Source organism: Streptomyces spinoverrucosus (assembly GCF_006539505.1).
Lineage (GTDB): Bacteria > Actinomycetota > Actinomycetes > Streptomycetales > Streptomycetaceae > Streptomyces > Streptomyces spinoverrucosus.
In genome coordinates this window covers 153418-179018 of the sequence record NZ_BJND01000012.1, presented here as the reverse complement: position 1 = coordinate 179018, position 25601 = coordinate 153418, and the positions used below count along the sequence as shown (strand labels likewise).

At 71.6% G+C, this 25601-nt stretch carries 27 protein-coding genes; 9 read left to right on the top strand and 18 right to left on the bottom strand.

The genetic code is table 11. The features are described 5' to 3' along the window. Nucleotides 1-124 precede the first annotated feature (124 nt). A complete protein-coding gene (gene pdxR, locus SSP24_RS09090; RefSeq protein WP_141308697.1) occupies nt 125-1513 on the top strand; it encodes a MocR-like pyridoxine biosynthesis transcription factor PdxR in 1389 nt (462 codons plus the stop codon). Between the two features lie 96 nt (nt 1514-1609). On the opposite strand, the gene SSP24_RS09085 is transcribed toward pdxR, so the two are convergent. From SSP24_RS09085 to SSP24_RS09075, 3 genes are all read right to left on the bottom strand, one after another. After that, on the bottom strand, nt 1610-2398 hold the full coding sequence (locus SSP24_RS09085) for an SAM-dependent methyltransferase (protein WP_141308695.1): 789 nt from the start codon (nt 2396-2398) through the stop codon (nt 1610-1612). A gap of 109 nt (nt 2399-2507) precedes the next feature. Further along, nucleotides 2508-2783 (bottom strand): DUF397 domain-containing protein, encoded by a 276-nt coding sequence (locus SSP24_RS09080; protein ID WP_141308693.1) that lies wholly within the window; start codon nt 2781-2783, stop codon nt 2508-2510. Then, nucleotides 2784-3644: a Sco1979 family transcriptional regulator gene (locus tag SSP24_RS09075; protein WP_141308691.1), complete on the bottom strand. Its 861-nt coding sequence runs from the start codon at nt 3642-3644 to the stop codon at nt 2784-2786. 210 nt (nt 3645-3854) lie between these two features. On the opposite strand from SSP24_RS09075, the gene SSP24_RS09070 reads away from it, so the two are divergent. From SSP24_RS09070 to SSP24_RS09060, 3 genes are all read left to right on the top strand, one after another. Continuing rightward, nucleotides 3855-4475, top strand: coding sequence for an ATP-binding protein (locus SSP24_RS09070; RefSeq protein WP_141308690.1), 621 nt, complete (start codon nt 3855-3857; stop codon nt 4473-4475). Then, complete coding sequence (locus tag SSP24_RS09065) at nt 4466-4903, top strand: hypothetical protein (RefSeq protein WP_141308688.1); 438 nt, start codon at nt 4466-4468, stop codon at nt 4901-4903. The genes SSP24_RS09070 and SSP24_RS09065 overlap by 10 nt, the downstream gene beginning before the upstream one ends. A 299-nt stretch (nt 4904-5202) precedes the next feature. Next, nucleotides 5203-7146, top strand: a complete 1944-nt coding sequence (locus tag SSP24_RS09060) for an ABC transporter ATP-binding protein (protein ID WP_141308686.1) — start codon at nt 5203-5205, stop codon at nt 7144-7146. A gap of 10 nt (nt 7147-7156) precedes the next feature. Here SSP24_RS09060 and SSP24_RS42790 read toward each other — a convergent pair whose 3' ends face one another. The 3 genes from SSP24_RS42790 to SSP24_RS09050 form a co-directional block, all read right to left on the bottom strand. Beyond that, nucleotides 7157-7333, bottom strand: a complete 177-nt coding sequence (locus SSP24_RS42790) for a DUF8839 family protein (protein ID WP_167529545.1) — start codon at nt 7331-7333, stop codon at nt 7157-7159. Between the two features lie 156 nt (nt 7334-7489). Further along, nucleotides 7490-8179 carry a DUF899 domain-containing protein gene (locus SSP24_RS09055; RefSeq protein WP_141308684.1) on the bottom strand — a complete coding sequence of 230 codons (690 nt, stop codon included), beginning with the start codon at nt 8177-8179 and terminating at the stop codon, nt 7490-7492. A 142-nt stretch (nt 8180-8321) separates the two neighbouring features. Further along, nucleotides 8322-9686 (bottom strand): amidohydrolase, encoded by a 1365-nt coding sequence (locus SSP24_RS09050; RefSeq protein ID WP_141308682.1) that lies wholly within the window; start codon nt 9684-9686, stop codon nt 8322-8324. A 136-nt stretch (nt 9687-9822) separates the two neighbouring features. Here SSP24_RS09050 and SSP24_RS09045 point away from each other — a divergent pair, with 136 nt between their 5' ends. After that, on the top strand, nt 9823-10764 hold the full coding sequence (locus tag SSP24_RS09045; RefSeq protein WP_141308680.1) for an endonuclease/exonuclease/phosphatase family protein: 942 nt from the start codon (nt 9823-9825) through the stop codon (nt 10762-10764). A 40-nt stretch (nt 10765-10804) separates the two neighbouring features. Here SSP24_RS09045 and SSP24_RS09040 read toward each other — a convergent pair whose 3' ends face one another. From SSP24_RS09040 to SSP24_RS09010, 9 genes are all read right to left on the bottom strand, one after another. Next, nucleotides 10805-12667, bottom strand: coding sequence for an FUSC family protein (locus tag SSP24_RS09040; protein WP_141308678.1), 1863 nt, complete (start codon nt 12665-12667; stop codon nt 10805-10807). A 189-nt stretch (nt 12668-12856) separates the two neighbouring features. Further along, on the bottom strand, nt 12857-14053 hold the full coding sequence (locus SSP24_RS09035) for an FtsX-like permease family protein (RefSeq protein WP_141308676.1): 1197 nt from the start codon (nt 14051-14053) through the stop codon (nt 12857-12859). Beyond that, nucleotides 14050-14730, bottom strand: a complete 681-nt coding sequence (locus SSP24_RS09030) for an ABC transporter ATP-binding protein (protein WP_141308674.1) — start codon at nt 14728-14730, stop codon at nt 14050-14052. The genes SSP24_RS09035 and SSP24_RS09030 overlap by 4 nt, the downstream gene beginning before the upstream one ends. Before the next feature lie 39 nt (nt 14731-14769). Next, the gene (locus tag SSP24_RS43970; RefSeq protein ID WP_229864861.1) at nt 14770-15333 is read right to left on the bottom strand and encodes a hypothetical protein; all 564 of its coding nucleotides are present in this window, start codon (nt 15331-15333) and stop codon (nt 14770-14772) included. A gap of 17 nt (nt 15334-15350) precedes the next feature. Next, nucleotides 15351-16340: a hypothetical protein gene (locus tag SSP24_RS43965; RefSeq protein WP_229864860.1), complete on the bottom strand. Its 990-nt coding sequence runs from the start codon at nt 16338-16340 to the stop codon at nt 15351-15353. Nucleotides 16341-16398: 58 nt separating this feature from the next. Next, nucleotides 16399-16863 carry a hypothetical protein gene (locus SSP24_RS09020; protein ID WP_141308672.1) on the bottom strand — a complete coding sequence of 155 codons (465 nt, stop codon included), beginning with the start codon at nt 16861-16863 and terminating at the stop codon, nt 16399-16401. A 233-nt stretch (nt 16864-17096) separates the two neighbouring features. Then, nucleotides 17097-17876: a nucleotidyltransferase domain-containing protein gene (locus SSP24_RS09015; protein ID WP_141308670.1), complete on the bottom strand. Its 780-nt coding sequence runs from the start codon at nt 17874-17876 to the stop codon at nt 17097-17099. A gap of 114 nt (nt 17877-17990) precedes the next feature. Then, a complete protein-coding gene (locus tag SSP24_RS43960; RefSeq protein ID WP_229864859.1) occupies nt 17991-18449 on the bottom strand; it encodes a hypothetical protein in 459 nt (152 codons plus the stop codon). Continuing rightward, nucleotides 18340-19914, bottom strand: coding sequence for a toll/interleukin-1 receptor domain-containing protein (locus SSP24_RS09010; RefSeq protein WP_229864858.1), 1575 nt, complete (start codon nt 19912-19914; stop codon nt 18340-18342). The genes SSP24_RS43960 and SSP24_RS09010 overlap by 110 nt, the downstream gene beginning before the upstream one ends. 38 nt (nt 19915-19952) lie before the next feature. Between SSP24_RS09010 and SSP24_RS09005 the strand changes: the two genes are divergently transcribed. From SSP24_RS09005 to SSP24_RS08995, 3 genes are all read left to right on the top strand, one after another. After that, nucleotides 19953-20588, top strand: a complete 636-nt coding sequence (locus SSP24_RS09005; RefSeq protein WP_141308668.1) for a hypothetical protein — start codon at nt 19953-19955, stop codon at nt 20586-20588. 147 nt (nt 20589-20735) lie between these two features. Continuing rightward, nucleotides 20736-21149, top strand: a complete 414-nt coding sequence (locus tag SSP24_RS09000; RefSeq protein ID WP_141308666.1) for a RidA family protein — start codon at nt 20736-20738, stop codon at nt 21147-21149. After that, nucleotides 21146-21679 carry a GNAT family N-acetyltransferase gene (locus SSP24_RS08995; RefSeq protein WP_141308664.1) on the top strand — a complete coding sequence of 178 codons (534 nt, stop codon included), beginning with the start codon at nt 21146-21148 and terminating at the stop codon, nt 21677-21679. Before SSP24_RS09000 ends, SSP24_RS08995 begins: the two co-directional genes overlap by 4 nt. Here SSP24_RS08995 and SSP24_RS08990 read toward each other — a convergent pair. Next, nucleotides 21616-22347 carry an aspartate/glutamate racemase family protein gene (locus SSP24_RS08990; protein WP_141308662.1) on the bottom strand — a complete coding sequence of 244 codons (732 nt, stop codon included), beginning with the start codon at nt 22345-22347 and terminating at the stop codon, nt 21616-21618. The two genes, SSP24_RS08995 and SSP24_RS08990, sit on opposite strands and share 64 nt — an antisense overlap. 5 nt (nt 22348-22352) lie before the next feature. Then, nucleotides 22353-23804, bottom strand: a complete 1452-nt coding sequence (locus SSP24_RS08985) for an NCS1 family nucleobase:cation symporter-1 (RefSeq protein ID WP_141308660.1) — start codon at nt 23802-23804, stop codon at nt 22353-22355. A 159-nt stretch (nt 23805-23963) separates the two neighbouring features. On the opposite strand from SSP24_RS08985, the gene SSP24_RS08980 reads away from it, so the two are divergent. After that, nucleotides 23964-24617: a GntR family transcriptional regulator gene (locus SSP24_RS08980; RefSeq protein ID WP_141308658.1), complete on the top strand. Its 654-nt coding sequence runs from the start codon at nt 23964-23966 to the stop codon at nt 24615-24617. Here SSP24_RS08980 and pip read toward each other — a convergent pair. Continuing rightward, on the bottom strand, nt 24614-25588 hold the full coding sequence (pip, locus tag SSP24_RS08975) for a prolyl aminopeptidase (protein ID WP_141308656.1): 975 nt from the start codon (nt 25586-25588) through the stop codon (nt 24614-24616). The genes SSP24_RS08980 and pip overlap by 4 nt on opposite strands. Nucleotides 25589-25601: the final 13 nt, after the last annotated feature.

Here is a 25601-nt window from a genome sequence, read left to right as displayed (position 1 = left end):
GCATGCAGCCCCGCCCCCGGCCGGGTCAGCTGCGACGCTCGTCCGTCCCCGGCCACCTTCGCTGTCGACAGCGCCACCCGGTTCCAGGTGTTGATCGTGCAGATCAGGGCGGTGACCTGGGCCCATCGGCGCTGACCTGCACCTGGAGCTGTCCGGCCCGGGCGGCCGCCGCGCCGCCCTCATCCGGGCACTGCGGGACGCCGTACGCAGCGGCCGACTCGCCCCCGGCACCCGCCTGCCCCCGTACCGCTCGCTCGCCGCCGACCTCGGTGTCGCCCGCAACACGGTCGCCGACGCCTACGCGGAACTCGCCGCCGAGGGCTGGCTGACCGCCCGCCAGGGCTCGGGCACCCGCGTCGCCGACCGCGCCGAGCCCCTCAAGGGCAGTACCCGGGTCGCGAAGAAGACGCCCGCACGCGCGCGTGGCCCACGACACGACCTCCGGCAGGGCACCCCGGACGCCTCCGCGTTCCCGCGCGCGGACTGGCTCGCCTCCTACCGGCGGGCGCTCCAGCAGGCGCCCAACGAGGCGTTCGGCCCGGGCGACCCGGCGGGCCGCCGGGAACTGCGCGAGGCGCTCACCGAGTACCTGGCACGCGCGCGCGGCGTACGCACCGAGCCGGGGCGGATCGTGATCTGCTCCGGCTTCGCGCACGCCCTGCGGCTGCTGTTCGGCCAAGGCGGGGACGGCGTCCTGCGCGGCCCGCTGGCAGTGGAGGCGTACGGGCTCGGCTTCCACCGCGAGTTGCTGACAGCGGCCGGCGTACGGACGCTGCCGCTCCCCCTGGACGAGGACGGCGCCCGCGTCGACCTGCTCACGCGGGAACGGGCCGTCCTGCTCACGCCGGCCCACCAGTTCCCGACCGGCGGCCCGCTGCACGCCACGCGCCGCGCCGCCGTCATCGACTGGGCACGCGCGCGTGGGGGCGTGATCCTGGAGGACGACTACGACGGGGAGTTCCGCTACGACCGCAAACCCGTCGGAGCCGTCCAGGGCCTGGACCCGGAGCGGGTGATCCACATCGGGTCGGTCAGCAAGAGCCTGTCACCGGCACTGCGGCTGGGGTGGATGGTCCTGCGGGAGCGGTACGTCGACGGCGTCCTCGCGGCGAAGGGCGAGCGGGAGGGGTGGGCGAGCGTCCTGGACCAGCTCAGCCTCGCCGACTTCATCACCAAGGGGTCGTACGACCGTCATGTGCGGCGGATGCGGCAGCGGTACCGCAGCCGCCGGGACCGTCTCGTCGCCACGCTTGCCGAGCACGCCCCGCACATCGAGGTGACCGGCGTCGCGGCCGGCCTGCACGCGGTGCTGCGGTTGCCGCCCGGCACCGAGCGCTCCACGGTCAAGGCCGCCGCCGGGCAGGGCGTCGCCCTCGACGGCCTCGGCGCGTTCCGGCACCCGCGCACGGACATGACCGCACGGGACGGCCTGGTCGTCGGCTACGCGACCCCCTCGGAACACGCCTACGGGGCGGCGCTGGACGCGCTGTGCGGCGTACTGCCGCCCCCATGACCGCCCCGGACGTAAACGCTTACGCGCCCCGCCCACCGGGCCGCCCCCGCGAGGGACGTAAACGCTTACGCCCCACCCCACGGCGCCGCCCCACCGCTACGCCTTCCGCCCCACCGCCCCGTACCCCGGAATCACCCCGTCGTCCTGCCCCGGTACCGGCTCCCCCAGCTCCGGATGCCACTCGGGCACCACCACGACTCCCGGCTCGACCAGTTCGAGCCCGTCGAAGAACCCGGCGAACTCGTCCCGCGACCGCAACGCCAGCGTGACGCCCGCCGCCTTGAGCTTCTCGGTGGCCGCAGCCGACTCCTCCGGCGTGAAGTCGGCGGTGGCGTGGGTCATCATCAGGTAGCTGCCGGACGGGAGTTCGGCCAGCAGCTCGGCGACCAGTTCGTGCGCGCCGTCCTCGTCGGGGACGAAGTGCAGCAGTGCGACGAGGGAGAGGGCCACGGGGCGACTGAGGTCCAGGGACTTCCTGGCCCCGTCGATGATGGTGGCCGGTTCCCGCACATCGGCCTGGAGGTACTCGGTCACGCCCTCGGGCGTGCCGCGCAGCAGGGCCTCCGCGTGGGCCAGCACGATCGGGTCGTTGTCGCAGTAGACCACGCGCGCGTCCGGTGCGACGGCCTGCGCGATCTGGTGGAGGTTGGGTTCGGTGGGGATGCCCGTGCCGATGTCCAGGAACTGCCGTACGCCGTTGCCGGCCAGCCAGCGCGTGGCCCGGTGCATGAACGCGCGGTTGACCCGCGCCATCACCGGCACGCGCGGGTCCAGGGCCAGCATCTGCCGGCCCATCTCCTCGTCGACGGGGTAGTTGTCCTTGCCGCCGAGGTACCAGTCGTACATCCGCGCGGGATGGGGCTTGCTGGTGTCGATCCCGGTCATGAGGCACTCCGTAAGCGTCGGATGCGATAAGCGATCAAGTCAGTACCAAGATAAGGAAGTTGAGCCATAAAGAAGGAGCACGAAGAGCACGTCAACGAGCCAAAATCGGTCAGGACAACAGGAAGTCCGCTTCGCCCGCCTTCGCACCCTCTATGAACGCCGTCATCTCGTCGGAGGTGTAGATCAGCGCCGGTCCGTCCGGGTCGGTGGACTGCCGGACGGCGATACGGCCGTCGGCGAGCTTCATCGCCTCCAGGCAGTTGCCCCCGTTGCCGCCGCTCCACGGCTTGTGCCAGCCCTCGCTGCCCAGTTCCCGGGCGGGCATGCCGTTGTAGATCCGCTCGGCGCGGATCCGCGGCTTGGGCTGGGACGTGATGCGATCCATTCACAGCTCCTTGCGGAGATCCTCCAGGATCTCCTTCGTGCGATGTGCCGTAGCGGCCTGCGCCGCCATGCGGTCCATGACCTCGAGGTGGGTCGCCACCTCTGCGCGCGCGTCCAGGTAGACGGCGCCGGTCAGGTACTCGCTGTAGACCATGTCCGGAAGTTCGGGCACGGCGAATCGGAACAGCACGAAGGGCCCGTACGTGCCGGGGTGCGGCCCCGTGGCGAACGGGACGACCTGCAACGTCACGTGGGGCAGCTTCGTGGCGTCGAGCAGTCTTTCGATCTGGGCACGCATCACCTCCGGGCCGCCGACCGGGCGGCGCAGCACGGTCTCGTCCATCACGGCCCACACCCTGGGTGCGTCCTGACGGGTGAGCAGTTCCTGGCGTTGCATACGCAGTGCGACGTATCGCTCGATGTCCTCGGGCCGGGTCTGGCCGATGGCGCCCGATTTCAGGACACCGCGCGCGTAGTCCTCGGTCTGCAGGAGTCCGGGCACGAAGTGGGGTTCGTAGCTGCGAATGAGGGAGGCGGCGCCCTCCAGGCTGACGTACATCGAGAACCAGCCGGGCAGGATGTCGTGGAACCGCTGCCACCAGCCGGGTTTGTTGGCCTCCTCGGCCAGTTGGACGAAGGCGTCGGCCTCGTCGTCGGGGACGCCGTAGGCCTTCAGGAGCAGTTGGAGGTACGGGATCTTGAGGGCGACCTCGGCCGTCTCCATACGGCGGATGGTGGCGGGGGCGACACGCAGCACACGGGCGGCTTCCTCGCGCTTGAGGCCGGCGCGTTCGCGCAGGTCGAGCAGGCGCCGACCGAGGACGACCTGGCCGACCGTCGGTGCCGACCGCGGCTCGCTCACGCTCCACCTCCACTCACCCAGTCACCGAACGCTGACAGCCCAGCGGCGCCATTCGAAGACCTATTCGAAGGCCGGTGCCGACCTCCGGGATCTCAACTGGCGCCGCGTCACATGCTGTTGCGAGCAGTGTGCCACGACCCTTCACCGCGTCACACAGCACTCTGCAATTTTCAGAGTGACACTTGCCAAGTTGTTCGCGGCGGGGCGATAGTGGCAAGCGTGATTCCGTCCGTGCCCTTAGGAACAGACGCCTCCGCAGGCCGTTCCGGCCTCGGTGCAGCAGCGGCAGCCGGCCCCTTGGGGTCCGCTGCCGAGCGCCGGTTCCGGTTCGAACTGGCCGCACACCCGGGTTCTCCCGCGCAGGCCAGACGTCTGACGCGGACCCGGCTGACCGGCTGGGCGGTGTGCGAGGACACCTGCGACACAGCCGCACTGGTGGTGTCGGAGCTGGTCACCAACGCGATCCTGCACACCGCGAGCGATGCCGTCGTCTGCGAGCTGCACGACGGCGACGACGTGGTGCGCATAGCCGTGCGCGACCAGGGGTGCGCCGCGGGTGATCCCCACCCGTCCTCGGGCAGGCCCGAGGAGGAGCAGGGGAGGGGACTGCTCCTCGTCGACGCGCTGGCGCACGCCTGGGGCGCCCAGGAGCACGGCCCCGGGTTGCTGGTCTGGGCCGAGCTGCCGCGCCAGGCCGACGCGCCCCGGGGCGACCTCGGCTGGGGCGCCCGTCCCAAGCCGGGTCCGTCCGGCGGCTCGGGCGAGGACGACGAGGCGCACGCGCGCGTGTGCCGGCCGACGCACGGTGAGACGGGGACCCAATGGGTGTGACGGCTGCCTCCGGCGGCGGACAGGTCCTGGCCCTGGACACGCTCGTCCGCCTGAGCCGCGGGCTGCGCACACCGGACGTAGCGCCGCTGCGGCTGTCCGTGCCCGACGGCATGACGGCTCCGCTGGGCTGCGACGCGGTGCAGGTACCCGCCCGCTACGGCCCGCTCGTTCTGCCCCGCCTCCCGCGCGTGGGGTGCGTGTACGCCGACGACGCGCACTGGTGGTGGCTGGTCCCGTCCGACTCGGACTACGCCCTGGAGTGGCCCGCCCCCGCGCGCTACGCCACCGGCGCGATCGTCCCCGAGGCGCCCCGCCTCATCCACCGCCCCGACGGCACCCTCCCCTACACCCCACCGATCCCGCTCTACCTGGCCCTGTGCCGCCTCATGGGGACGGCACCGAGCTGGTCACGGGCGATCACCGCGTAGCGCCTCGCGGGGGCGCACCCGACCCGCGCGACAGAGGGCACACACGCCCCGCGCAATCCAGCCCTCCAGAGGGCGCACCCGACCCGCACGATGCACCCCGACAGGGGGGCGCACCGACCTGCGCATTCCACCCCCACACGGGCACACCCGCCCCGCGCACCCCACCCCCACACGCCCCCACCCCACGACCCACACCCCAGCACACCCCGGCGCACGCCCCCACCCCCACCCTGCGCCCTGCCCAGTCGCCGACCGTGCCGCGATAGTGGCCGTTCGTGCGGGTTCGGGGGAGGCAGACGGTGGGGACGAAGGGCGGCGCGGGCGAACCGGAGGTGTCCGAGTCGGAACGGCTGCTCTTCGGCGGCCCCCTGCGCTACGACATGGGCTGGAACCAGCACGCGGACGCCTTCCTGGAGCTCACCTTCCGGGCCATGATCACGCGGATGCCCGCCCTGCTCGCCTCCAGCCTGCGGCTGGCCCGGCAGGCCGACCGCAGTGCCGCGCGGATCGTGCTGGCGGCCGAGGCGGGCCGGGGCGTGGCGCAGGCGGTGAGCCTGTTCGCGGTCAACAGCGTGCTGAGCCGGCTGATGGGCGCCGGCCCGATCGAGGACCGGCTGCGCGGCGCCGTCCCCGCGCTGGTCGCCATCGCCGTCGTCCTGCTGCTCGGCGCGCTGCTGCGGGCGGCGTCGACGTACGCCACCGGCCGGCTGGAGCCGAAGGTCGAGCGCGTCGCGACCGAGCTGTACCTGGAGCGGGCCGCGGCCGTCGAGCTCGCGGCGATCGAGGACCACGCCTTCCACAAGCTGCTGGACACCGCGCAGTACGGCGCCTCCTCGGCCCGCCGGATGATCATTTACGGCACGCGCGTGGTGAACGCGATGATCTCGCTGGTCGCGGCGGCCGGCGTGCTCACCGTGCTGCATCCGCTGCTGCTCCCGCTGCTGGTGACGATGACGCTGCCCAGCGCATGGAGCGCGCTGACGAACGCCCGGCGCCGCTACGCGTCGTTCCACATCTGGGTGCAGCACGCGCGCGCGGGACACCTGATCAGCGGCCTGCTGACGGAACCGGCGGCGGCGCCGGAGATCCGCGTGCACGGCGTGGGCCCGTTCCTCCTGCGGCACTTTCGCGCGATGTCGGAGGCGGCGGAGGCCGAGCAGGCGCGGCTGGCGCGGCTCGCGGCCCGGACCGGCCTGATCGCGGCGGCCTGGACGGGCCTCGCGACGGTGTCGACGTACGCCACGCTGGGCGGTCTGCTGCTGTCGGGGGCGATGTCGCTGGCGGTGGCGGGCACGGCCGTGATCGCGATCCGGACCGGCTCCGCGAGCCTGGAGACGCTCGTCCTGGAGATCAACCAGCTGCACGAGGAGGCCCTCTTCGTGGGCGATCTGGAGCGTCTGTACGTCGAGGCCGCCGAACGTGCGATTCCGGTCGGCGGCGCGGCGCTGCCCGAGAATCCGCGCGAGGTCCGCTTCGAGAACGTCACGTTCAGCTACCCGGGTGACGCCACCCGCCCCGCGCTCGACGACGTCTCCTTGACGCTGCCCCTCGGCCGGATCGTCGCGCTGGTCGGCGAGAACGGCTCCGGCAAGACCACCCTGGTCAAGCTGCTCGCCGGGCTGTACAAGCCGGACCGGGGCCGGATCCTGTGGGACGGCGTCGACGCGGCGATGGCGGACCGGCATCTGCTGGCCGAGCGGATCGCGATGGTGGCGCAGGACTTCAAGCGGTGGCCGTTCACGGCGCGGGTGAACGTCGCCGTGGGCCGTCCCTCGGTTCCGGTGGCCGAGGAGCGGCTGACGACGGCGATCGTCGAGGCGGGCGCCGAGGATGTCGTCGCGGATCTGCCGCGTGGTCTGGACACGCTGCTGGCCCGCAACTTCAGCGGCGGGCACGAGCTGTCCGGCGGGCAGTGGCAGCGGCTCGGCATCGCCCGGGCGGCGTACCGGCGGGGCAGCATCCTGATCGTGGACGAGCCGACGGCCGCCCTGGACGCCCGGGCCGAGCTGGAGGTGTTCGACAAGATCCGCGCGCTGGCCGGGACCGGCCAGACGGTCGTGCTCATCACCCATCGGCTGGCGTCCGTACGCCATGCGGACCTGGTGCACGTCCTGGACGAGGGAAAGCTCGTGGAATCGGGAACTCCGGAGGAACTGCTCGCCGAGGGCGGCGTCTACGCGGAGCTGTACGGGTTGCAGGCGCAGCAGTTCGAGATGCGGGCGCCCGCGCCTGAGGCGGGCTGACCCTGCTGACTCACTCCGCCCCGTCGCCACCCCGGACAATCACCAGGAACGTGTCCGTCGCGAGGTCCATCACGACCTCGGCGGGCAGGCCCTCCGACCGGCGCGCCTGCGCGAACTCCTCCGCAGGCCACGACCCTCGCGGCCCGCCTGCGGGAAAGCGTTCGAGCACCATTCGCCCGTTCACCATCCTGCACCTCCAGAAAAGCGTCGTACTTGTAGGAGTTAACGCCTTCCGAAGGGAAATCGCCTCGCCAAGTGACGCGACTGAGACGTAGTTGACACTCGTTCACCGTGAAAAGTGAGGAGCCTCTCACGGCCTTCGCGTTTACCGTTACCCTCCGCTTCACTCCTCGTACTCGTCGTGATAGCGGATCCGCTTACTGCCCGCGGGCGCGCCGAAGGCCGACGCGCGCCCCTTGGGTTCCTCCCACTCCTCCTGCCGGCCCAGCGCGGTGAGGTCCAGGAAACTGGTGGTCGAGCCGAGCCCGTCAAGACCGCGCTCGTACGTCGAGTAGGTGTGGAACACCCGGTCCCGGTCCCGCAGAAAACAGCTCACGCCCGGCCGCTCGACGAACTGCCCCTCGTGCTCCACAGTCGCCTCGAAGTCGCGGTTGAAGTCGTCGCCGGACGCCGAGTACCAGGGCAGCGTCCAGCCCATCCGCGCCTTGAACGGCAGGATCCTTGTGTACGGCGCCCTGGAGACGGCCGCGAACGTCGTCCCGCGCGCGTGCAGATGGGCAAGATGCCCGACCTGGTCGAGGAACGCCGAGCAACTGCGGCAGCCGGTGTCCCACTCGGGCGCGAACATGAAGTGGTAGACGATGAGCTGGTGCCGCCCCTCGAAGAGGTCGAGCAGGGTGGCTTTTCCGTCGCCGCCCTCGAACACGTACTCCGTGTCGACCTCCACCATCGGCAGCCGACGCCGCTCGGCATTGAGCGCGTCCCGCGCGCGTGTGGCGGCCTTCTCCTTGAGAAGCAGTTCCTGACGCGCCGTGCGCCACTCCTCACGCGAGGCGATCTCCGGAAGCGACATGGCCCCTCCTGTGCAACGGTTCCGTTGCGGGTGGTGACCGATGGACGGGGCGGATCTCATCGCGGTTCCACGAAGATTTTTTGGAGGGGTTCCCTGGGTTTTTTGGAGAGGTTCCCAGGGGCCGGTCAGTGAGGGCGTCGCCTCACGTGTCGTACTCCTGGATACGGCGACCATGGCTCCGGTCCAGCAGCGCGGGCAGCCGCTCGCCCAACTCCCGTACGACCGCCCCCACATCCAGCGTCAGCAGCTCGCGGTCGCGCATCAGGACGCGCCCGTCCACGATGGTCGTGCGGACGTCCGACGAGCGGGCGCTGTGCACCAACGTCGCGGCGAGGTCGTGCACGGGCTGGGTGTGCGGGCCGGTGAGGTCGACGAGGACGATGTCGGCGCGCCGGCCCGGCGCGAGTGAGCCGATGGCGTCGCCGAGGCCGACCGCGCGGGCGCTCTGCAGTGTGGCGTGGTGCAGGGCCTGACGTGCGGTCAGCCAGCGCGGATCGCCCTCGGTCGACTTCTGGATCAGGGCGGTGAGCGCCATCGACTCCCACACGTCGAGGGAGTTGTTGGAGGCGGCGCCGTCGGTGGCGAGTCCGACGGGGACGCCGATGGCGCGCAGGGCGCGGACGGGTGTGGTGGTGGGCCAGCCGAACTTCAGATAGCCGCGGGGTGCGGTGGCGACGGCGACCCGGCCGCCCGCGCCCTCCAGCAGGGGCAGGTCACGGTCGATGATGCCGGTGCCGTGCGCGATGAGGAGGTCGGTGTCCAGTAGTCCCGTGCGGTCCAGGATCTCGATGGGGGTGACGCCGTGGCGGGCGAGGCTGGTGTCGGTCTGGTCGCGGTTCTCGGCGGCGTGGAGGTGCACGGGCAGGCCGTGGGCGCGGGCGAGGTCGGCGGTGGCGGCGAGGTCGGCGTCGTCGACCGTGTAGGGGGCGTGCGGGGCGAGGGCGGTGGTGATACGGCCGCCGGCGCGCCCCCGATGTCGTAGCGCGAAGTCGAGACTGCGCTCCCGCCCTCGAGCCCCCTGCGAGGAGAAGTAGGCCTCGCCCAGATGGGCCCGCATCCCGCACTCCTCGACGACGGCGGCGACCGCGTCCATCGTGAAGTAGTGGTCGGCGAAGCAGGTGACGCCGCCCCGGATCATCTCGGCGCAGGCGAGCCGCGCGCCCAACTCCACGTCCTTCTCGGTGAGGTTGGACTCGACGGGCCAGACGACGTCGTTGAACCACGCCTCGGTGGGCAGATCCTCGGCGAGGCCGCGCAGCGCCACCATGGGGGCGTGGGTGTGGCAGTTGACGAACCCCGGGAGAGCGACCTGGCCGACGGCGTCGATGCGTTCGACGGCGGGCAGGTGCCGTACGGCATCGGCGGTGGTGACGGACTCGACGACTCCACTTCGTACGACGACCGCGGCGTTCTCCTCGAACCCGATCCGCTCGTGATCGTCGTGCACGAGGACGGTGCAGCCGGTGATGATGAGGTCGGCGGGAGCTTCTGCGGGAGAAGGCGTCATCACGCCAACGTACGACGCGGTCGCCGGGTCGCGTGAAGTGAACGGCGCATCCTGTCGCGGGTCTGTCCAGGAACCGCGCGCACGGGCACGCTGGCCTCACCACACACCGCCGTCCGGCCTCTGAAAGGAGCCCGGCATGCTGCTCGGCACCTGGAACCTGGAGAACCTGTACCGGCCCGGCGGGCCGTTCGGCCCCAAGGACAAGGCCGCCTACGAGACCAAGCTCGCCGCCCTCGCCGAGGTGATCGCGGAACTCGACCCGGCCCTGCTCGGAGTGCAGGAGGTCGGGGACCCGGACGCGCTGGCCGACCTGGCCGGGATGCTGGCCGGCACCTGGCACATCGCCCTGTCCGCGCACGCCGACGGCCGGGGCATCCGGGTCGGCTTCCTCAGCCGTACGCCGCTGGTGGTGCTGTCCGACACGACGGCGTTCCCGGCGCCGCTGCGTCCGGTGCAGGCGGACGACTCGGGTCCGGCGGTGGCCGAGGCGGGCCGCGGGCTGCTGGCGGTGCGGGCCGGTGAGCTGTCGGTGGCGGTCGCCCATCTCAAGTCGAAGCTCCTGTCGTACCCGGAGGGCCGTTTCCACCCCCGCGACGAGGGCGAACGTGCCCGCTACGGCGCCTACGCCCTCTACCGGCGGGCCGCCGAGGCGACGACGCTGCGCACGCTGGTGGACAAGCTGCTGGCGGGCGACGGGCGGGCGCGGGACGTGGTGGTGCTGGGCGATCTGAACGACGAGGCCCAGGCCGCGACCACCCAGATCCTGCTCGGCCCGCCGGGTTCGGAGATCGGCACGGCCGGCTTCAAGGCGGACGACAAGGGCGACGCGGCCCGGCTGTGGAATGTGGCGCCGCTGATACCCGCCGAACAGAGGTTCTCGCGGGTGCACTCCGGGCGGCGTGAGCTGATCGACCACATACTGTGCAGCCACCGGATGGTCCGTCGGGTGACGGCGGCGGGGACGGGGCTGCCGGGGGCCGGTGCGCCTCAGCTGCCGTCGGTGGGGCTGGATCCGGCGGAGCGGCGGGGCGCGGCGGGGTCGGATCATGCGCCTGTGTGGGTTCGGGTGGGGAGCTGACGGGGCCTCGTCGCAGGGGGCGTCGGGGTTACGTCAAGGGTCAGACGGCAACGGGCAGCTCCGGCTCGCGCAGGCCGAGGCGGCGACGGCCGGACTCCAGTTCGTCCAGGAGTTCGGCGAGCCGCTCGGTGTGGCGCGGTGTGAGCCGGCCGGTGTCGTCGAGGTGGACGGCGCAGGCGGTGGTCGTGTCGACGAGCCGTTCCAGGGTGCCGGCGACCTCGTCGGCGCCCTCGGTGTGCCGGGCGAGCGCGGGCAGTTCGGCGGCGGCTCGGGCGATGGCGCCGCGGGCCTCGGCGAGCGTGCGGTAGGCCTCGCGGCGGAGGGCCCAGCGGGCGGCGCGGTCGTCGGACTCGCTCAGCACATGGGCGAGATAGGCCTGGGCCGCACTCCCGGCCGCGGCGAGCCGCGCCCGCACGCCCCCGCCGCGCTGCCCCGGCATCGGCAGATGCCCGACGACGAGCACGATCGCGCAGGCCAGCAAGGTCTCCCCGATCCGGCTCACGGAGGCCTGCGGTTCGCCGCCGACCATCACCAGGGCGAGGACGAGGACGGTCACGACGGCGGTCTGAGCGGCGAAGTGCCGCGTGGCGACGGGGATGAGGGCACCGCTGACGGCGACGAGCGCGACGAGCCCCTCGGGCCGGGGCAGCAGGGCCGCGAACCCGGCGAAGGCGAGGGCACCGAGCACGGTCCCGGCGGCACGGCACAGGACGCGGGAGACGAGCGGTCCCAGGTCGGGCTTGACGAGGAAGACGACGGTGGCGGGAAGCCAGTACCAATGTTGCTCGTGCGGCCCGTACCACTGGGCGTGGCGCAGGGCCTGGGCGATGGCGACGCCGGCGCCGAAGCACAGGGCAACGCGCAGCCCGTACTCCCGGCCGCCGACCCCGACCACGGCCCGCAGCAGGTCCCCGGCCGTACGCTGCCGGGTGTGCAGATCGCTGCCCTTGCCCTCCTGGTCGAAGACCTCGGCGGCGTGCAGCAGGGCGTCGTCGAGGGCGCGCAGGGCGGGCATCGACCGGGCCGGCGCGGGGAGCGGCCCGGTGTGCATGTTCCCGCGGACGGCGGCGGCCAGCCGCCGGGCCCCCGCGGAGGCCCGCCCGCAGTGGCTCTCCCCCGCCCAGGCGAGGGCGGTGGCGGCTTCGGCGAGGGGCAGGGCTGCGGCGTACTGGGCATGCAGCCGCCGCTCGACGCCGGAGGAGGCATACCGCCGCAGCCGGGGCCCGGTGAGGGCGTCCTGGGCGTGATCGAGGGCGGCGGTGAGGGCGGCACGCCGGTTGGTGGCGTGCTGCGTACCGACGGCGTCGAGCAGGGCGCCGATGGCGTCGTACACGTCGGCGACGGCTTCCCGTTCCCCGTCGAACCGGTAGTCCCCGGCGAGGGCGCCGGGCGTGGGCAGGAGCAACCGCAGCGCGAGCAGCCACCCGGCCCCCGCGAGAAAGGCGAGCGCCCGCAGCCACCCCGGCTCGGGCAACGGCATCCCGGCGCCGACCGCGCACGCGACGAGCACCTGCGTACCGGCCGCGGAGGCGACGGGCCCGACGGCACTGATGCTCCCGGCGACGAGCCCGAGCCCGGTGAGCAGCAGCGTCAGCGCGACGGCACCCGTGTTCTCTCCAACGTACGTCCCGACGACCATCCCCACCGCACCCGCGAGCGCGGGCACCCCGATCCGCCGGACGGACGCCCGCCGACTGCCGGGCCGGTCGTTGATCCCGGCAAGCATGGCGGCGATGGCGGCGACGACACCGACGGAGGGATGCCCCACAACCACGGCGACAAGAAGCAACGGCCCCGCGGCCAGCGCCCCTCGCACCACCGCACTCCACGGCACGGGGCCACGCTGAGCGCGGAGGGCGTGGGCAAGCCAGGGCGGAAGGGCGCGGACGACGCGGCGATACACGGGGCTCCTGTCGGGCGAGGCGGGGGTGGGTGCCTACGGGCGACGGTGGCCGGGCTGCGGGTTGTGCTGCCTACCGTAGATCGCGTTCTTGGAGGGCGTGGAACGCTCGTATTACCTCGATGTGACGATGCTTGGACGGGCCACGTTCTTTATGAACGCAATCGCTGTGGAGGCCTCTTTCTGGGGGCGTCAGCCGTGCGCTCGCGCGGTGAGGTACGGGTCCTGGCGAAGAACCTCACGGCTGCCGAGGAGAGTTCCGACAGCCAGAGCAGCCGCGGGCAGAAGCAGCGCCGCGGCGGCCCAGGCGGGCCCCGGCAGGGCGTCCGCGACCGTGATGGGCAGGCCGAGCACATCGCTGAGCGGCCCGACCAGTGTGACGGAGAGCCCGGTCCCGGCGACGGTCCCGATCAGCCCCGCCACCCCTCCGGACAGCATGGCTTCGCCGAGCAGAATCCGGCGCAGCTCGGGCCGGCCGGTGCCGAGGATCCGTAGGACGGCGAACTGACCGAGCCGCGCCCGCGCGCTGTCCGAGGCGCGGACGGCACCGAGCCCCAGTGCGCCCAGTGCCAGGACGAGGACCCCGACGCGCATCGCGAGATCCGCCACACCGAACAGCCCCGGCAGATTGCGCACCCGATCGGACACCGCGGACGCCGAGAACCCGTCGTCCTGCAGCGCCTTGGTGACGGCGGCCACCTGCCGTTGATGCTCCACGACCACGACGGCGGACTGCGCACCCTCCTTCTCCCGGAAGACCTCCGTCCCTTGACCGGCACGTGCCGCGGCCAGAAACGCGGCGGTGTCCTCGGAGAGGTATGCGACGCCGGGCCCGTCGGCCTGCCACCTCGGGTCGTACAGGGCGACGATCTTCAGCTGAACGACGCCGGTGGTCCCGGACGCGGCCCCGGATGCCTTGGTGTAGCCGAAGGCGACGGTCCGCCCGAGGAGCGGCGTGAAGTCGGTCCCTTGCGCGTTGGCGGGCAGAACGACCTCCTTCGGTCCCAGCACCGCGGGGATGGCACCCGCACTGACGGGAAGATCGTCGCCCGGGGTGAGGGTGTGGCTGGTCAGGTCGTACGTCCCGGCCTCCTCGGCATACAACACGGAGGAGTAGTCACCGACGACCTGCCGAACCCCCGGCACACTCCCGGCATCCCGCAGAGCCGAGGCGGTGAGCGAGCGCACCGACGCGTCCCCCTCGAACGAGGAAAGCTCAACCTGAGTGAGCCCACCCGACCCCAACACGTCCCGCTCAACAGCACCGGCAGCCCCGGCCGCCACCCCGGCGGACATGGTCAGCATCGCCGCGAGCACGGCAAGCGCGGGCACCGCCCTGCGCAACGAACGTCCGTCGCGTTTCCAGGTGTAGAGACTCCAGCGACTCATCCCAACTCCTTGCTGGCTGCCGACAGAACTCCGGCGTCGAGCACATGGCGCTCATCGCAACGCTCCGCGACCGCGCGGTCGTGTGTGACGAGCAGCACGGCCGCGCCACGCCGGGCACATGAACGCAGGGAAACCATCACTGAGTTCGCCGTGGCGGGGTCGAGCCCCGAGGTCGGCTCGTCGGCCAGGATGAGCACCGGTTCCTTCACGGCCGCACGGGCGACGGCGACACGCTGCCGCTGGCCACCGGAGAGCTCGCTCACCGGAGAGTCGGCGAGCTGCTCCATGCCGAGCTCGCCGAGCAGATCGCGGGCCGCCGCGCGGTGCCGGGCGAGCCGGGGACCGAAGGCGGCGGCGACGTTTTCCCAGGCGTTGAGGAACGTCAGCAGTCCGAGGTCCTGCAGGACGATGCCGATCGAACGCCGACGCAACAGGTCCCGATCCGCCGAGGACAGGGAACCTGTGTCCGTACCGGCGATGCGCAGGGAGCCGTCGGTGGGCGAGAGGAGCAGACCGAGGAGGGCCAGCAGGGTGCTCTTGCCCGAGCCCGAGGGGCCCTCGACGGCCGTCATCGTTGCTGTGTCGAGGGTGAGGTCCGCACGGGTCAGCCCACCCCCGGAGGCGTAGTGGAAGGCCAGGCCTTCGGCCACGTCGGCGGGTGGAGAGGCGGTGTTCATACGATGGGGTGACCTTCCGGCATGGAGGGGTGGGCGGGTTCAGGCGAGGAGGTAGTACGCGGCTCTGGTCGCGTCCGCGGAAGCGGCACCGCCGGGCGAGGGGGCGTACAGGTCGGGGAACTTCGCGTCGCGATACCGCTTCAGCAGGCCGGGCAGCTCGTTCCAGAAGGTCTGCGGAATGCTCTGGTCGGAGACGAGGGCCGCCTGAATCGCGTCGGACGCGGTCACCAGATCTCCGTCGGCCAGGGCTTGCCGAGCCCGTGCCACCAGATCGGTCCCCTCCGTGAGCCGCGCCGCCTGAGCTGTACAACCGGCGTCGGCGAGTACGACCACCGTGCGCAGCGAGCGGGAGGAGAGCGTGGGCTGCTCGTCGGCGGGCAGTTCGACGGACGTATGCCGACAGCCCAGCCCGAACTCGGCCCTCGCTGCCATGGCTCCGTACCAGCCACGCTGGTTCTCGGCCGTCAGGCGTGCCGGCACCTTTATTGCGCCCGCTTCCTCGACCCCCTTCTCGGCCGGCGGCCCGCAGGCCAGGGCCAGCCGGTGGCAGGTCATGGCGAGCAGCACCCGGTCGGACGGGTCGAGGCGACGGTCCGACCCCATCTGCCGCAGCCGCCTCTTCAACCATCCCGGCGCCTGCTCCTGCTGGCACCCGCGGTCAGGGCGCGCGCGGCGTTGTAGGTGGCGGTGAGCGTGCCCAGCTGGGCCGGGGACTTGGCGACGAGGCCGTCGGACCGGATGCGGCTCACCAGCGCGGGGAGGGCCGGGGAGGAATCGGATGCACCGACGGTGAGCGCGCGCCTGGCCAGCCATCGCGTCTGAGCGTCGGAGTCGTGTAGTGCGGCTCGGAGGCAGTCGCGTGTCGGCTGCGGCAGCCGCTGACGCAGCAGGGCCAGAGCGGCTCGCTGGATGGGGTCGAGGCGGCCGCAGTCACCCTCCAGCAGCACGTCGGCGCCCCGGAGAGCCCGTGTGGCCCGGGCTCGTACGCCTGCCGCACGCAAGGCCTCGCCCGCGTAGAGCACCGGTACGGGCTGATCGGCACGAGCGGTGTCCGCCGCGAGACGGTCCAGGTTGGCCCGGGGCACCTCGCCCGCACGGCCCAGGCACGTCAATGTGCTCAGAAAGGCTGCACGGGTGGCGAGCGAGGTCAGAACATCGTCTCCACGATCCGGCGCGCGCAGATAGGCGAGCGCCTCGCTCTCGGCCTGCTCCCGAACGCCGGCCCGTTCCAGGACGGTTGCCGCGTCGGCCGGCTTCGGGCCCTTGGAACCGGAGAGCGACAGACAGACGTAGTGGGCGCGCCAGGCAGGGGTGTCCAGGATGTCGGTGCGGACGAGATTCGCCAGGGCGACGGGGCGGATCGCTGGCACCGGCTTACCGGTCCGGCGGCCCATGGGCAGCGCGGCCTCCAGCCGCCCGTATGCGGTCGGATACAGCGCCGGTTCCCGTCCGACATCGGCGCGGGAGGCACGTACCAGATCATTGGCACCGCGCAGGGCGTCGAGCTGCTCGGCGAGACCGCCGCCGGGCGGGCCGAGCCCGACCGCCCCGCCTCCGTACAGGGAGACGCCCAGCGCCGCGGCGATCGCCACCGCGACGGCGGCGACCACATGGTTACGACAACGTGGGTGCCGGTGGAGAAGGCTGTTCTGCACGGCGGATCATCGATCAGTCGTTGGCGCAGGCAGAAGCGAAGGCCTTGACACCGGCCTTGAAGGCACCGCCGTCGGAGCAGGTGGTGATGCTCGTGTTCATCGAGCCCCCCGGATCGGCGATGCCGCTGATGTCGGCGATCCAGGTGTTGTTGTTGGTCCAGCTGACCTGGCGGGTGTTCTCGCTGACCTGCGTGCCGCTCGGGCTCAGGGAGAGGGTGGCCTGCCATCCGTTGGCCTTCACGGTCGCCACATTGGTGATCTTGCTGACCTTGTACTTCGCGCCGCCCTTCGTGGTCTTGGTGGACGTCTTGAAGGAGCATTTGTCGGCGTAGACATTGCAGTGCCAGGCGTTCGCCACGACCCTCGCACCCGTGCCCGGCAGCGGCGCCGATCCGCTGTCGGAAATGGCCGCCCCCGGCACGGCCGTACCCGCGGCCAGAACCCCGACAAGCCCCGTGGTCAGCAGAGCCTTCCTCATGTGTCTCTCCCCCTGCTCATGGCGCATCCGCACGTCTTACGTCGCCCTCTGGCGGAAGCCGGACAGTACATGCCGCGGGAAGCGCCAAGAACGACCGAAATGCGGCGCATGAATGCCCAGGAATGGGAGAGATGCGGGCAGCACCAGCGTGATCGAGAGACGCGCCCGCAGCCCAGGGTGGGCAAGATCCAGCCACCTGGAGTCGACCTTATTCACACGGCGGCGTGACACGTTCAAGTCGCCGTTGCCGTCTCCACTGCGTGCGCGAACAGCTCCTCAGCTTCGGTGACCGCCTGACTCAACTGATCGCGGCGGTTTCCCAGACCGCCGATCACACCGTCGACGCTCCGCAGTCCCGCCCGCTCCAACAACCGCTTCTCATTGGTCACCCACTCCCCCCGTCCCGCCAGCACAGCGTGCCCGGTCTGTACGGCCGCCGTGGCGATGGCGCCGGCGACCTCTGTGAGGCGGCCCGACGGGGCGTGGTTGGCCTTGGCGTAGGTGAGGGTGGCGCGGGCGGTGCCGTACCAGCGTTGGCTCGCTGTGCGACGTAGCTCCTCGGGGTACGACGCCGGCCGCGGCAGCTCACCGCGGAGCACCTCGTTGATCGCCAGCTCCGCGACGACCAAGTAGCTGGGAATCCCCGCGAGATGGAACAGCAGCGGCTCCACCCGGAACCGCCCCTCCTCCGCCTCCGTCAACTCCCGCTCGACCACGTCGAGATCACGGTAGTGGACGTCGACGCGCCGCCCGTCGATCGTCAGCCACGCGCCCCCGTTGAACACGCCCCCGCCCCAGCCGCCGACCTCCGACACCTCGCCCTCCCAGCCGAGGGCGCGGAGGTCGGCCGGGTCGAAGGGGCCGCGGTAGTAGACGGCCAGGTCCCAGTCGCTGTCGGGGCTGTGGGTGCCCTGGGCGCGGGAGCCGCCGAGGGCCACGGCCTGGACGGTGGGGAGGGTGGCCAGGCGGTCGGCGGTGGTGTTGAGGAAGGTGGTGTCGTCGGGGGTGGGCATGTGTGCAGCGTACGGAGTCGTGTGGCGGGGCTTCATACAATTACGCCCGGGGCAGCGGCGAAGCCTCACCCCGTCCCCGAACCTCGGCACGCCAAGCCTCGGCACGCGAAGGCCTCACCCCGTCGCCGCCACCCCGAAGTCCGCCCCGGAGATACCGCCCAACCCCTCCACGATCCGCAGCAACGGCTCCCGCAGAGCTGCCAGTTCGGCGCGCATGGCCTCCGCCTCCGGCCACGCCGCCTCGTGGTCGGGCGGGGCCGCGTCCGCGGGGCAGCGGGCTTCGTAGGCGGCCAGGCGGGGGTGCCAGGTGGTGGTGAAGGGGCGGATGGTGTCGTTGATCAGGGTGTACGCCAGGTTCTGGACCGTCGGAGCGCCGGACTCGGCGCCACGCTCCAAGCCGATGCTGTACGTGTGCAAGGTCGCCCGCGTGAAGTCGATCAGGGATTTCAGCGACGCCAGCGCCTCACGCAGGCTGCCCGTGCCCGGTGCCAGCTCCTGCACCCCGATGCGCGTGACCAGCTCGACCTGGATGTCGAAGGCGGCCATCCGCTCCGACTCGCTGGGCGCTGTCATGGGTGCCTCCCTCCGGCTGCCGGGCAAGGCCAGCGTAACCGGGGTCGCCGGGTCGCGGCGGGCGCACAGCGTACGCAGGGCCGCGTGCCGCAGGGCCTCGGTGCGGGCGGGGGCCGGGTCGTGGTGGTGCCAGGCGTGCTGGGTCACAGCATGCAGTGACCAGCCGTCGTCCGCGGCGGGGGGTGAGGAGGCTGCGGGCGCGTAGCTCGCGGACGCCGTTCGCCGCTCGGCGACGGGCGACGATCCGGGGCACGCGGTCGGCGGCGGCCAGGACGTGTGCCGCGTCGTCGGTGGTGAGCGGCAGGGGGTGGAGGGCGGTCGCGCACCGGAGGACGTCGGCGGCGTCCGCGGTGTCCACGTCCCGTACCACGGAGCCCGTCACGTCCTCGTCGGCGAGTGTGTCGAGCAGCGATCTGCCCCGGGTGTGCAGGCGGTCGTAGAGCGTGCCGGGGTGGTGGCCGGCGCGGACCGCCCGGCCCAGCAGGCCGAGTGCGAGGGGGTGACCGTCGACCGCGCCGGCGAGCGCCTCGTCGCCGCCGACGAGCACGCGCGCGTGCGGCGCGTCGAGCGGTCCCAGGTCGATCGGCGTGCCCAGGGCGTCGTAGGCGCGGCTGCGCAGGGTGAAGAGGGTGTGGCCGAGGGGATGGGGCGCCGCCATCGCCGCGATCTCGCGGGCGGCGAGCCGGTGGGCGGGGGCCGCGTCCACGATCCAGAGGAACGGTTCGCCGATGGCGTCGAAGTAGCCGTGGAGGTCGTCGGTGCCCAGGGCGTGTACCGATGCGTCGTACGACTCCCCGTTCACCCAGCACACGCCACCGGGGTACGCGGCCTCGAAGCGCAGGGCGTACTCCTGGGCCAGCAGTGTCTTGCCGATGCCCGCCATGCCCCGGATCTGCACGGCATGCGCCGACGCGCGGCCGGTGACGAGCGGCGCGGCGTGGGCGTGCAGGGCGGAGTGCACCTGCCAGAGCTCGGAGAGCCGTCCCAGGAATTCGGGGCGCGACTGCGGGGTGCCGAGCAGCCAGCGTCGTACGCGGTGTTCCTTGAGGGTCATGGGGCCGTCGAGGCGCCCCACATGCGCGCGTACGTCCCTCACGAGGGCGGTGAGGTCGTCCGCCGAGGCATGCCGTGCGTCGCGCAGTTCGACGGGGTGGATGTGGTGCGTCGTCAGCTCCGGGTTGACCACCATGACGCGTCGCCGCGGGTTGCCCTCCCCAAGTCCCGCCAGGTAGGCGGTGGTCAGCTCCCACTGGCAGGCCTCGCGCTCGGGGTAGCCGGTGGAGTAGAACGCCAGCAGTGCCTTGGAACACGACAGTTCGCGGCGGATGGTGTCGCTGATACCGGCGAAGGACTCGACCCCGGTCTCGTCCGTGAACACCTCAAGGCCGCCGTCGCGCAGCGCCCGCGCGAGCGGACGGACTCGCTCCGCATCAGCGCGGCTGTAGCTGAGGAAGACGTCCCACACGACGACTTACCCTACTGTGGGTACCGGGGAGGGCGATCATGGCACACAGGCAGCGCAGGCGACGTCGACCGGCGGGTCCGTCACAGATCACGGCCAAGCTGACGATTCCGTTCGTCGGTGAGATCTCCGGTACGTGGGAGCCTGCCGACGCGGAGCGCAGCGCGGCCTGGGAGCTGTACCTGGAGCTGATCACGCGCGTGTCGGTCGAGGAACTCGACGCGGACGAGGGCCTGCTGCGCGAGGCGCTGTCCTCGCTGTACACCTTCTTCAACACCACCCGCGAAATCCTCCGCCGCTACGGCCCGGACGTGGCCCCTCCCCTCGCACCGGGCCACGTCAGCTTCGGCGTCCTCGCGGTGACCGTCCTCAACCGGGTGCTGCGCCCCCTGCTGACGTCCTGGCACCCTCGCCTCGCCGCGTACGAGTCCCAACGTCCGCCCAGCCGGGACCCGGTGGCCCATGAACGCCAGTGGGAACACTCGGCAGACCTCCGCGCCGAGATCGCCGCGGTCCGCCGGACCCTGGCGTCGCTCGCGCGAACGTTGCAGGTCGTGGCCGGAGTGGGCGACCTGATCGACCTTCCGGCCCCGCGCCCGCCACGCCTGCCGGGGCCGACCGGGGAAGGTGGAGAGGGCGGATTGAGCACCCCCCCCCGCAGCTCAGAGCGGTTCTGACAGCCCACGGGACTGAAGGCCGCAGGCGCCTCGCCTGCGCGGCGTGAACTCCACGGTGGAACCGCACCACCGGCGATATTCGGGTGCGATCGGCGCACCGGGGCCCGCATGATCGGTGAACGACAACCAGGCAACCAGGCAGGTCTCATGCCCAAGCGCGTCACCGTCCCCACGCTCTTCCCTCCCCCCACCTACTCCCACGCCTCCGTCGTCGAAGCCGGCACCAAGCTCGCCTTCCTCGCCGGATCCGTGCCCCTGGACGCCGGCGGGAAGCTCGTCGGTGAGGGAGATCCCGTACGGCAGGCCCGGCAGGTGATCGCCAATCTGGAGGAGCAGCTGCGTGCCGTGGGCAGCGACTTGGCGCACGTGCTGTCGACCGATGTGTACGTCGTGAGCAGCGAGCCCGCCGTACTGTCCGCCGTATGGGAGGTCGTCGAGGCGTCCGGGCTGAGTGCCGGTCCTCATTCGTCGACGCTTCTCGGGGTGGCCTGTCTCGGATACACGGGGCAGTTGGTGGAGATCACGGCGACGGCCGTCGTACCCGAGGACCCAGCGGAATGAGCCGTGTCGCGCTACGCCGTGCCGCGGCGACCGACGCCGACGCCGCGGCCCACGTCTGGCTGCGGTCCTTCGCCGCCGCGCTGCCGACCGTCGTTCGGCCGCGCTCCGACGACGAGGTACGGACGTATTTCCGGGAGGTGGTGGTGCCGCTCGGGGACACATGGGTGGCCGAGGCCCCGGAGGGCCTGATCGGCGTTATGGTGCTCGACGGTGAACAGCTCTCCCAGCTCTACCTCGATCCGGACTGGCGCGGCCGGGGCATCGGGGACCGGTTCGTGGACCTCGCCAAGCAGCGCCGACCCCACGGCCTGACCCTGTGGACCTTCCGGGTCAACACCCCCGCCCACCGCTTCTACAAACGCCACGGCTTCGTCGCCGTCGAGTACACCGACGGCAGCGGCAACGAGGAGCGGGAGCCGGACGTCCGGTACGTGTGGCGGCCCGCGACGCCGCCCGGACCAACGGCTCACTCACCAGGCGGCGTCAACGGCCTTCCCCACACCCGCCGCTTGGCCAACGGCCGCGCATAGCTCCCCACCCGGCTCGTCGTAAGCCCCAACGCCACCAGCGACTCCGCCAGCTTCACCGCTGCTCCCACCCCGTCGACCACCGGCACCCCCAGCTTCTCCCCCACCGCCCGCTGCAGACCCGTCATCCCCGCACAGCCCAGCACCAGCACCTCCGCCCCCGCTGCCCGCGCCCGCTCGGCGGCGGCCAGGAACGCGGTCTCCGTACGTTCACCGTCCCCCAGGTCGAGCACGCCCAGCCCCGTGCCGACGACGGCGACACAGTTGCGCCCCACCCCCGCCAGCTCCAGGCTGTCCTCGATCTGCCCGCACGACCGTTCGAGCGTCGTGACAACGCCGTACCGCCGCCCGATCAGGCACGCCATATGCGCGGCCGCCTCGGTGATGTCGACGACCGGCACGTCCACCAGTTCCCGCACGCCCTCCCGCCCGTGCTCCCCGAAACCGGCCATGACGACCGCGTCGTACGGCGGTCCCTCGTACGTCCGCAACGCGTCCAGCACGGCCGCCGCCGACAGATAGCTGTCCAGCCAGCCCTCCGCCGACTCGGGCCCCCACGCAGGGGTCAGCCCGGTCACGGTGGTGCCCGGGCCTGCGGCGGCCCGGGCACCTCGTACGATCTCCTCGGTCATCTCCTGCGTGGTGTTGCAGTTGGTGACGACGATGCGCACTCCGCTCAGCCCTCCACCTCGGCACGCTCGCGTCGGCAGAGCAGCACGTACAGCCCGGCCGCCAGCGCCGTACCGATGAACCAGGAGTACGGCGCCACGTCACTGAACGTCTTCACCAGCGCCAGCACCGCCGCGACCGCGGCCGCCGGAAGGAAGGCCCACAGCGCCTTGGGGTTGACGCCCCTGCGGTAGTAGTACGGCGATCCCGGCTCGGCGTTGAAGAGTTGGTCGACGTCGACCCGGCCGCGCTTGACCCAGTAGTAGTCGACCATGATCACGCCGAACAGCGGGCCCAGGAAGGCACCGAGGCCACCCAGGAAGTAGTTGACCACCGTCGGGTTCGAGAAGAGGTTCCACGGCGTCACCACCAGCGCCGCCACCGTGCTGATCATGCCGCCGACCTTGAAGGTGATCTTCTGCGGCCAGATGTTGGCGAGGTCGTACGCCGGTGAGACGAAGTTGGCGACGATGTTGACGCCCATCGTGGCGATGGCGAACGTCAGCGCTGCCAGCACCAGGACCCAGGTGTTGCCCACCTTGGCCACCAGCTCCGCCGGGTCGGTGATGGCCTCGCCGAAGACCTCCAGCGAGCCGGCGGTGACGATGACCGACACGACCACGAAGGCGGTGGAGTTGATCGGCAGGCCCCAGAAGTTGCCGCGCTTGACGGTGCGATAGTCCGGAGCGAAGCGCGAGAAGTCGCAGAAGTTGAGCATCAGCGTGCCGTACGTGGCGAGGATCAGCCCGATGGCGCCGAACCACTGCCGCCACTGCTCGCCCACGGAGACCGGGTGCGGGGTGGAGGTGAGGGAGATGGTCCAGCCGGCCTTGGCGAGGACCCACACGGCCAGCGCGATCATGACCAGCCAAATGGCCGGACCGCAGAAGTCCTGGAACTTCCGCACTGACTCCATGCCCTGACTGATGATCAGCGCCTGGACGAGCCACAACGACAGGAAGGACACCCAGCCGAGCGTGTCCAGGCCCAGGAACGAGCTGTGCGTCCAGGACTCCAGGCCCGGCCAGGCGGCGAGCAGCATCACGTTCACCGCGACGGAGGCCAGGTAGGTCTGGATGCCGTACCACATGATGGCGATGACGGCCCTGATCAGCGCCGGGATGTTGGCGCCCCAGACACCGAAGCTGATGCGGCTGACGACGGGGAAGGGGACGCCGTGGCGCTGTCCGATGCTGCCCATCCAGTTCATGCCGATGTAGATGAGCACGAAGCCGACGAGCAGGGACGTGAAGACCTGCCATACGTTCATGCCGAGCACGAGCAGGCCCGCCGCGAACGTGTAGTTGCCGAGGTTGTGGACGTCGGACATCCACAGGGCGAAGAGGTCGAAGACCTTCCAGTTGCGCTTGCCGGCCGGGGCGAGGTCTTCGTTGGTGAGGCGGGGGTCGGGGACGAACGGTGGTGTGCCGGTGGCTTCGGCACGGTCGGCGAGGGACACGGGGCCTCCACGGACGAGGGGACGGAGGGCGGAGGGACGGTGGGGATGGAAGGTTTGGTATACCAAACTGCGGACATGGTCCCGCCGTCAACCGTTCCGACGGATATCGCTGCTGTTAACGCTCCGTAAAAGACACCCGGAGTCGGCGAAGATGGCCCCATGACGAAGATCGAACCCCTCGGAGCGGTGCGCGAACGCGTCCTGGCCGGGCTGCGGCGGGACATCATCGCGGGCCGCCTGCGCCCCGGCGACCGGCTGGTCGAGCGCGAGCTGGCCGAGCGCTTCGAGGTCTCCCGCGTCCCGGTCCGGGAGGCCATCCGGGCGCTGGTCGCCGAGGGCTTCGTCCTGTTCGAGACCCCGCGCCGCGCCGTCGTACGCCGGTTGACCCCGGCCGATGTCAGGGAACTGTTCGAACTGCGCGAGGCGTTGGAGGTGTACGCGGCGGGCCTCGCCGCGTCCCGCGCGACTCCCGAGGCGCTGACGGAGCTGCGCGCGCTGCTACGGAGCGCCGCCGACGCCACCGAGGCCGGGGACGCCGAGACGATCACCGACATCAACACCCGGTTCCACGACCGCATCCTGGCAATGGCGGGCAACAGCCTGCTCATCTCGGTCATGGAACCGGTCGACGGCCGCCTGCGCTGGCTCACCCGGCAGAACGAGGAGTGGCCCCAACTCCTCACCGAGCACCGCGAGTTGTACGAGGCGATCGCCTCCGGCGACCCGGACCGGGCGCGCACCCACGCGCTGAGCCACGTACGGGCCAACTACCGCTCGACGGTACGGCACCTGTTCGGAGAGGAACCCGGCTAGGACCTGCGCGTGCGCGCCGCGTACCGGTCCGTCGCCGCCACCAGTACCTCCGTCATTCCCGGCGCACCCGCGTTGTGCCCGACCTCGTCGACCAGCACCAACTCGCTGCCGGGCCAGGCGTGGTGCAGCCGCCAGACGATGCCGAGAAGGTTGCCGAAGTCGAGAGCGCCCTGGACGAGGGTGCCGGGGATATCCTTCAGCAGATGCGCGTCGCGGAGCACCACGCCCTCGTCGTTGCCCTCGCCCAGGAAGTGGTCGTTGCCCCAGTAGTGCGTGACCGTCCGGGCGAAGCCCATGCGGAACACCGGGTCCTCGTAGCGCGGCACGGAACGCGGCGGTGCGGGAATCACCGCCGTCTCCCAGTCCGTCCAGGCCCGCGCCGCCCGCTCCCGCACCGCCGCGTCCGGGGACTCCAGCAGCCGGTTGTAGGCGGCGGCGAGGTTGCCGTCGCGATCGCCATCCGGCAGTTCGCCGACGAACCGTTCGAAGGCCTCGGGGAAGATCTTGCCAAGACCCCTGGTCATCAGCGCGACTTCGGGGTTCGACCCCGTCGCGACACCGGTCAGCACCAGCTCGGACACGGCACCAGGGTGCGTCTGCGCATACCGCAGCCCCAGCACCGACCCCCACGACACCCCCCACACCAGCCACCGCTCGATCCCGAGATGCCGCCGCAGCAGCTCCAGATCGGCGATGACATGGGCCGTCGTATTGACGCTCATGTCGGTGTCGTACGCACTCGCGCTCGGCGTCGAACGCCCGCACCCGCGCTGGTCCAGCAGCACGATCCGGTACGCCGCCGGGTCGAAGTAGCGCCGGAAGTTCGGGGAGCACCCGGTGCCGGGCCCTCCGTGCAACATCACCGCGGGCTTGCCGTGCGGGTTCCCGCAGGTCTCCCAGTAGATACGGTTGCCGTCACCGACGTCGAGCATGCCGTGGTCGTACGGTTCGATCTCCGCGTAGAGGCCCATCGGGGCACCGTAG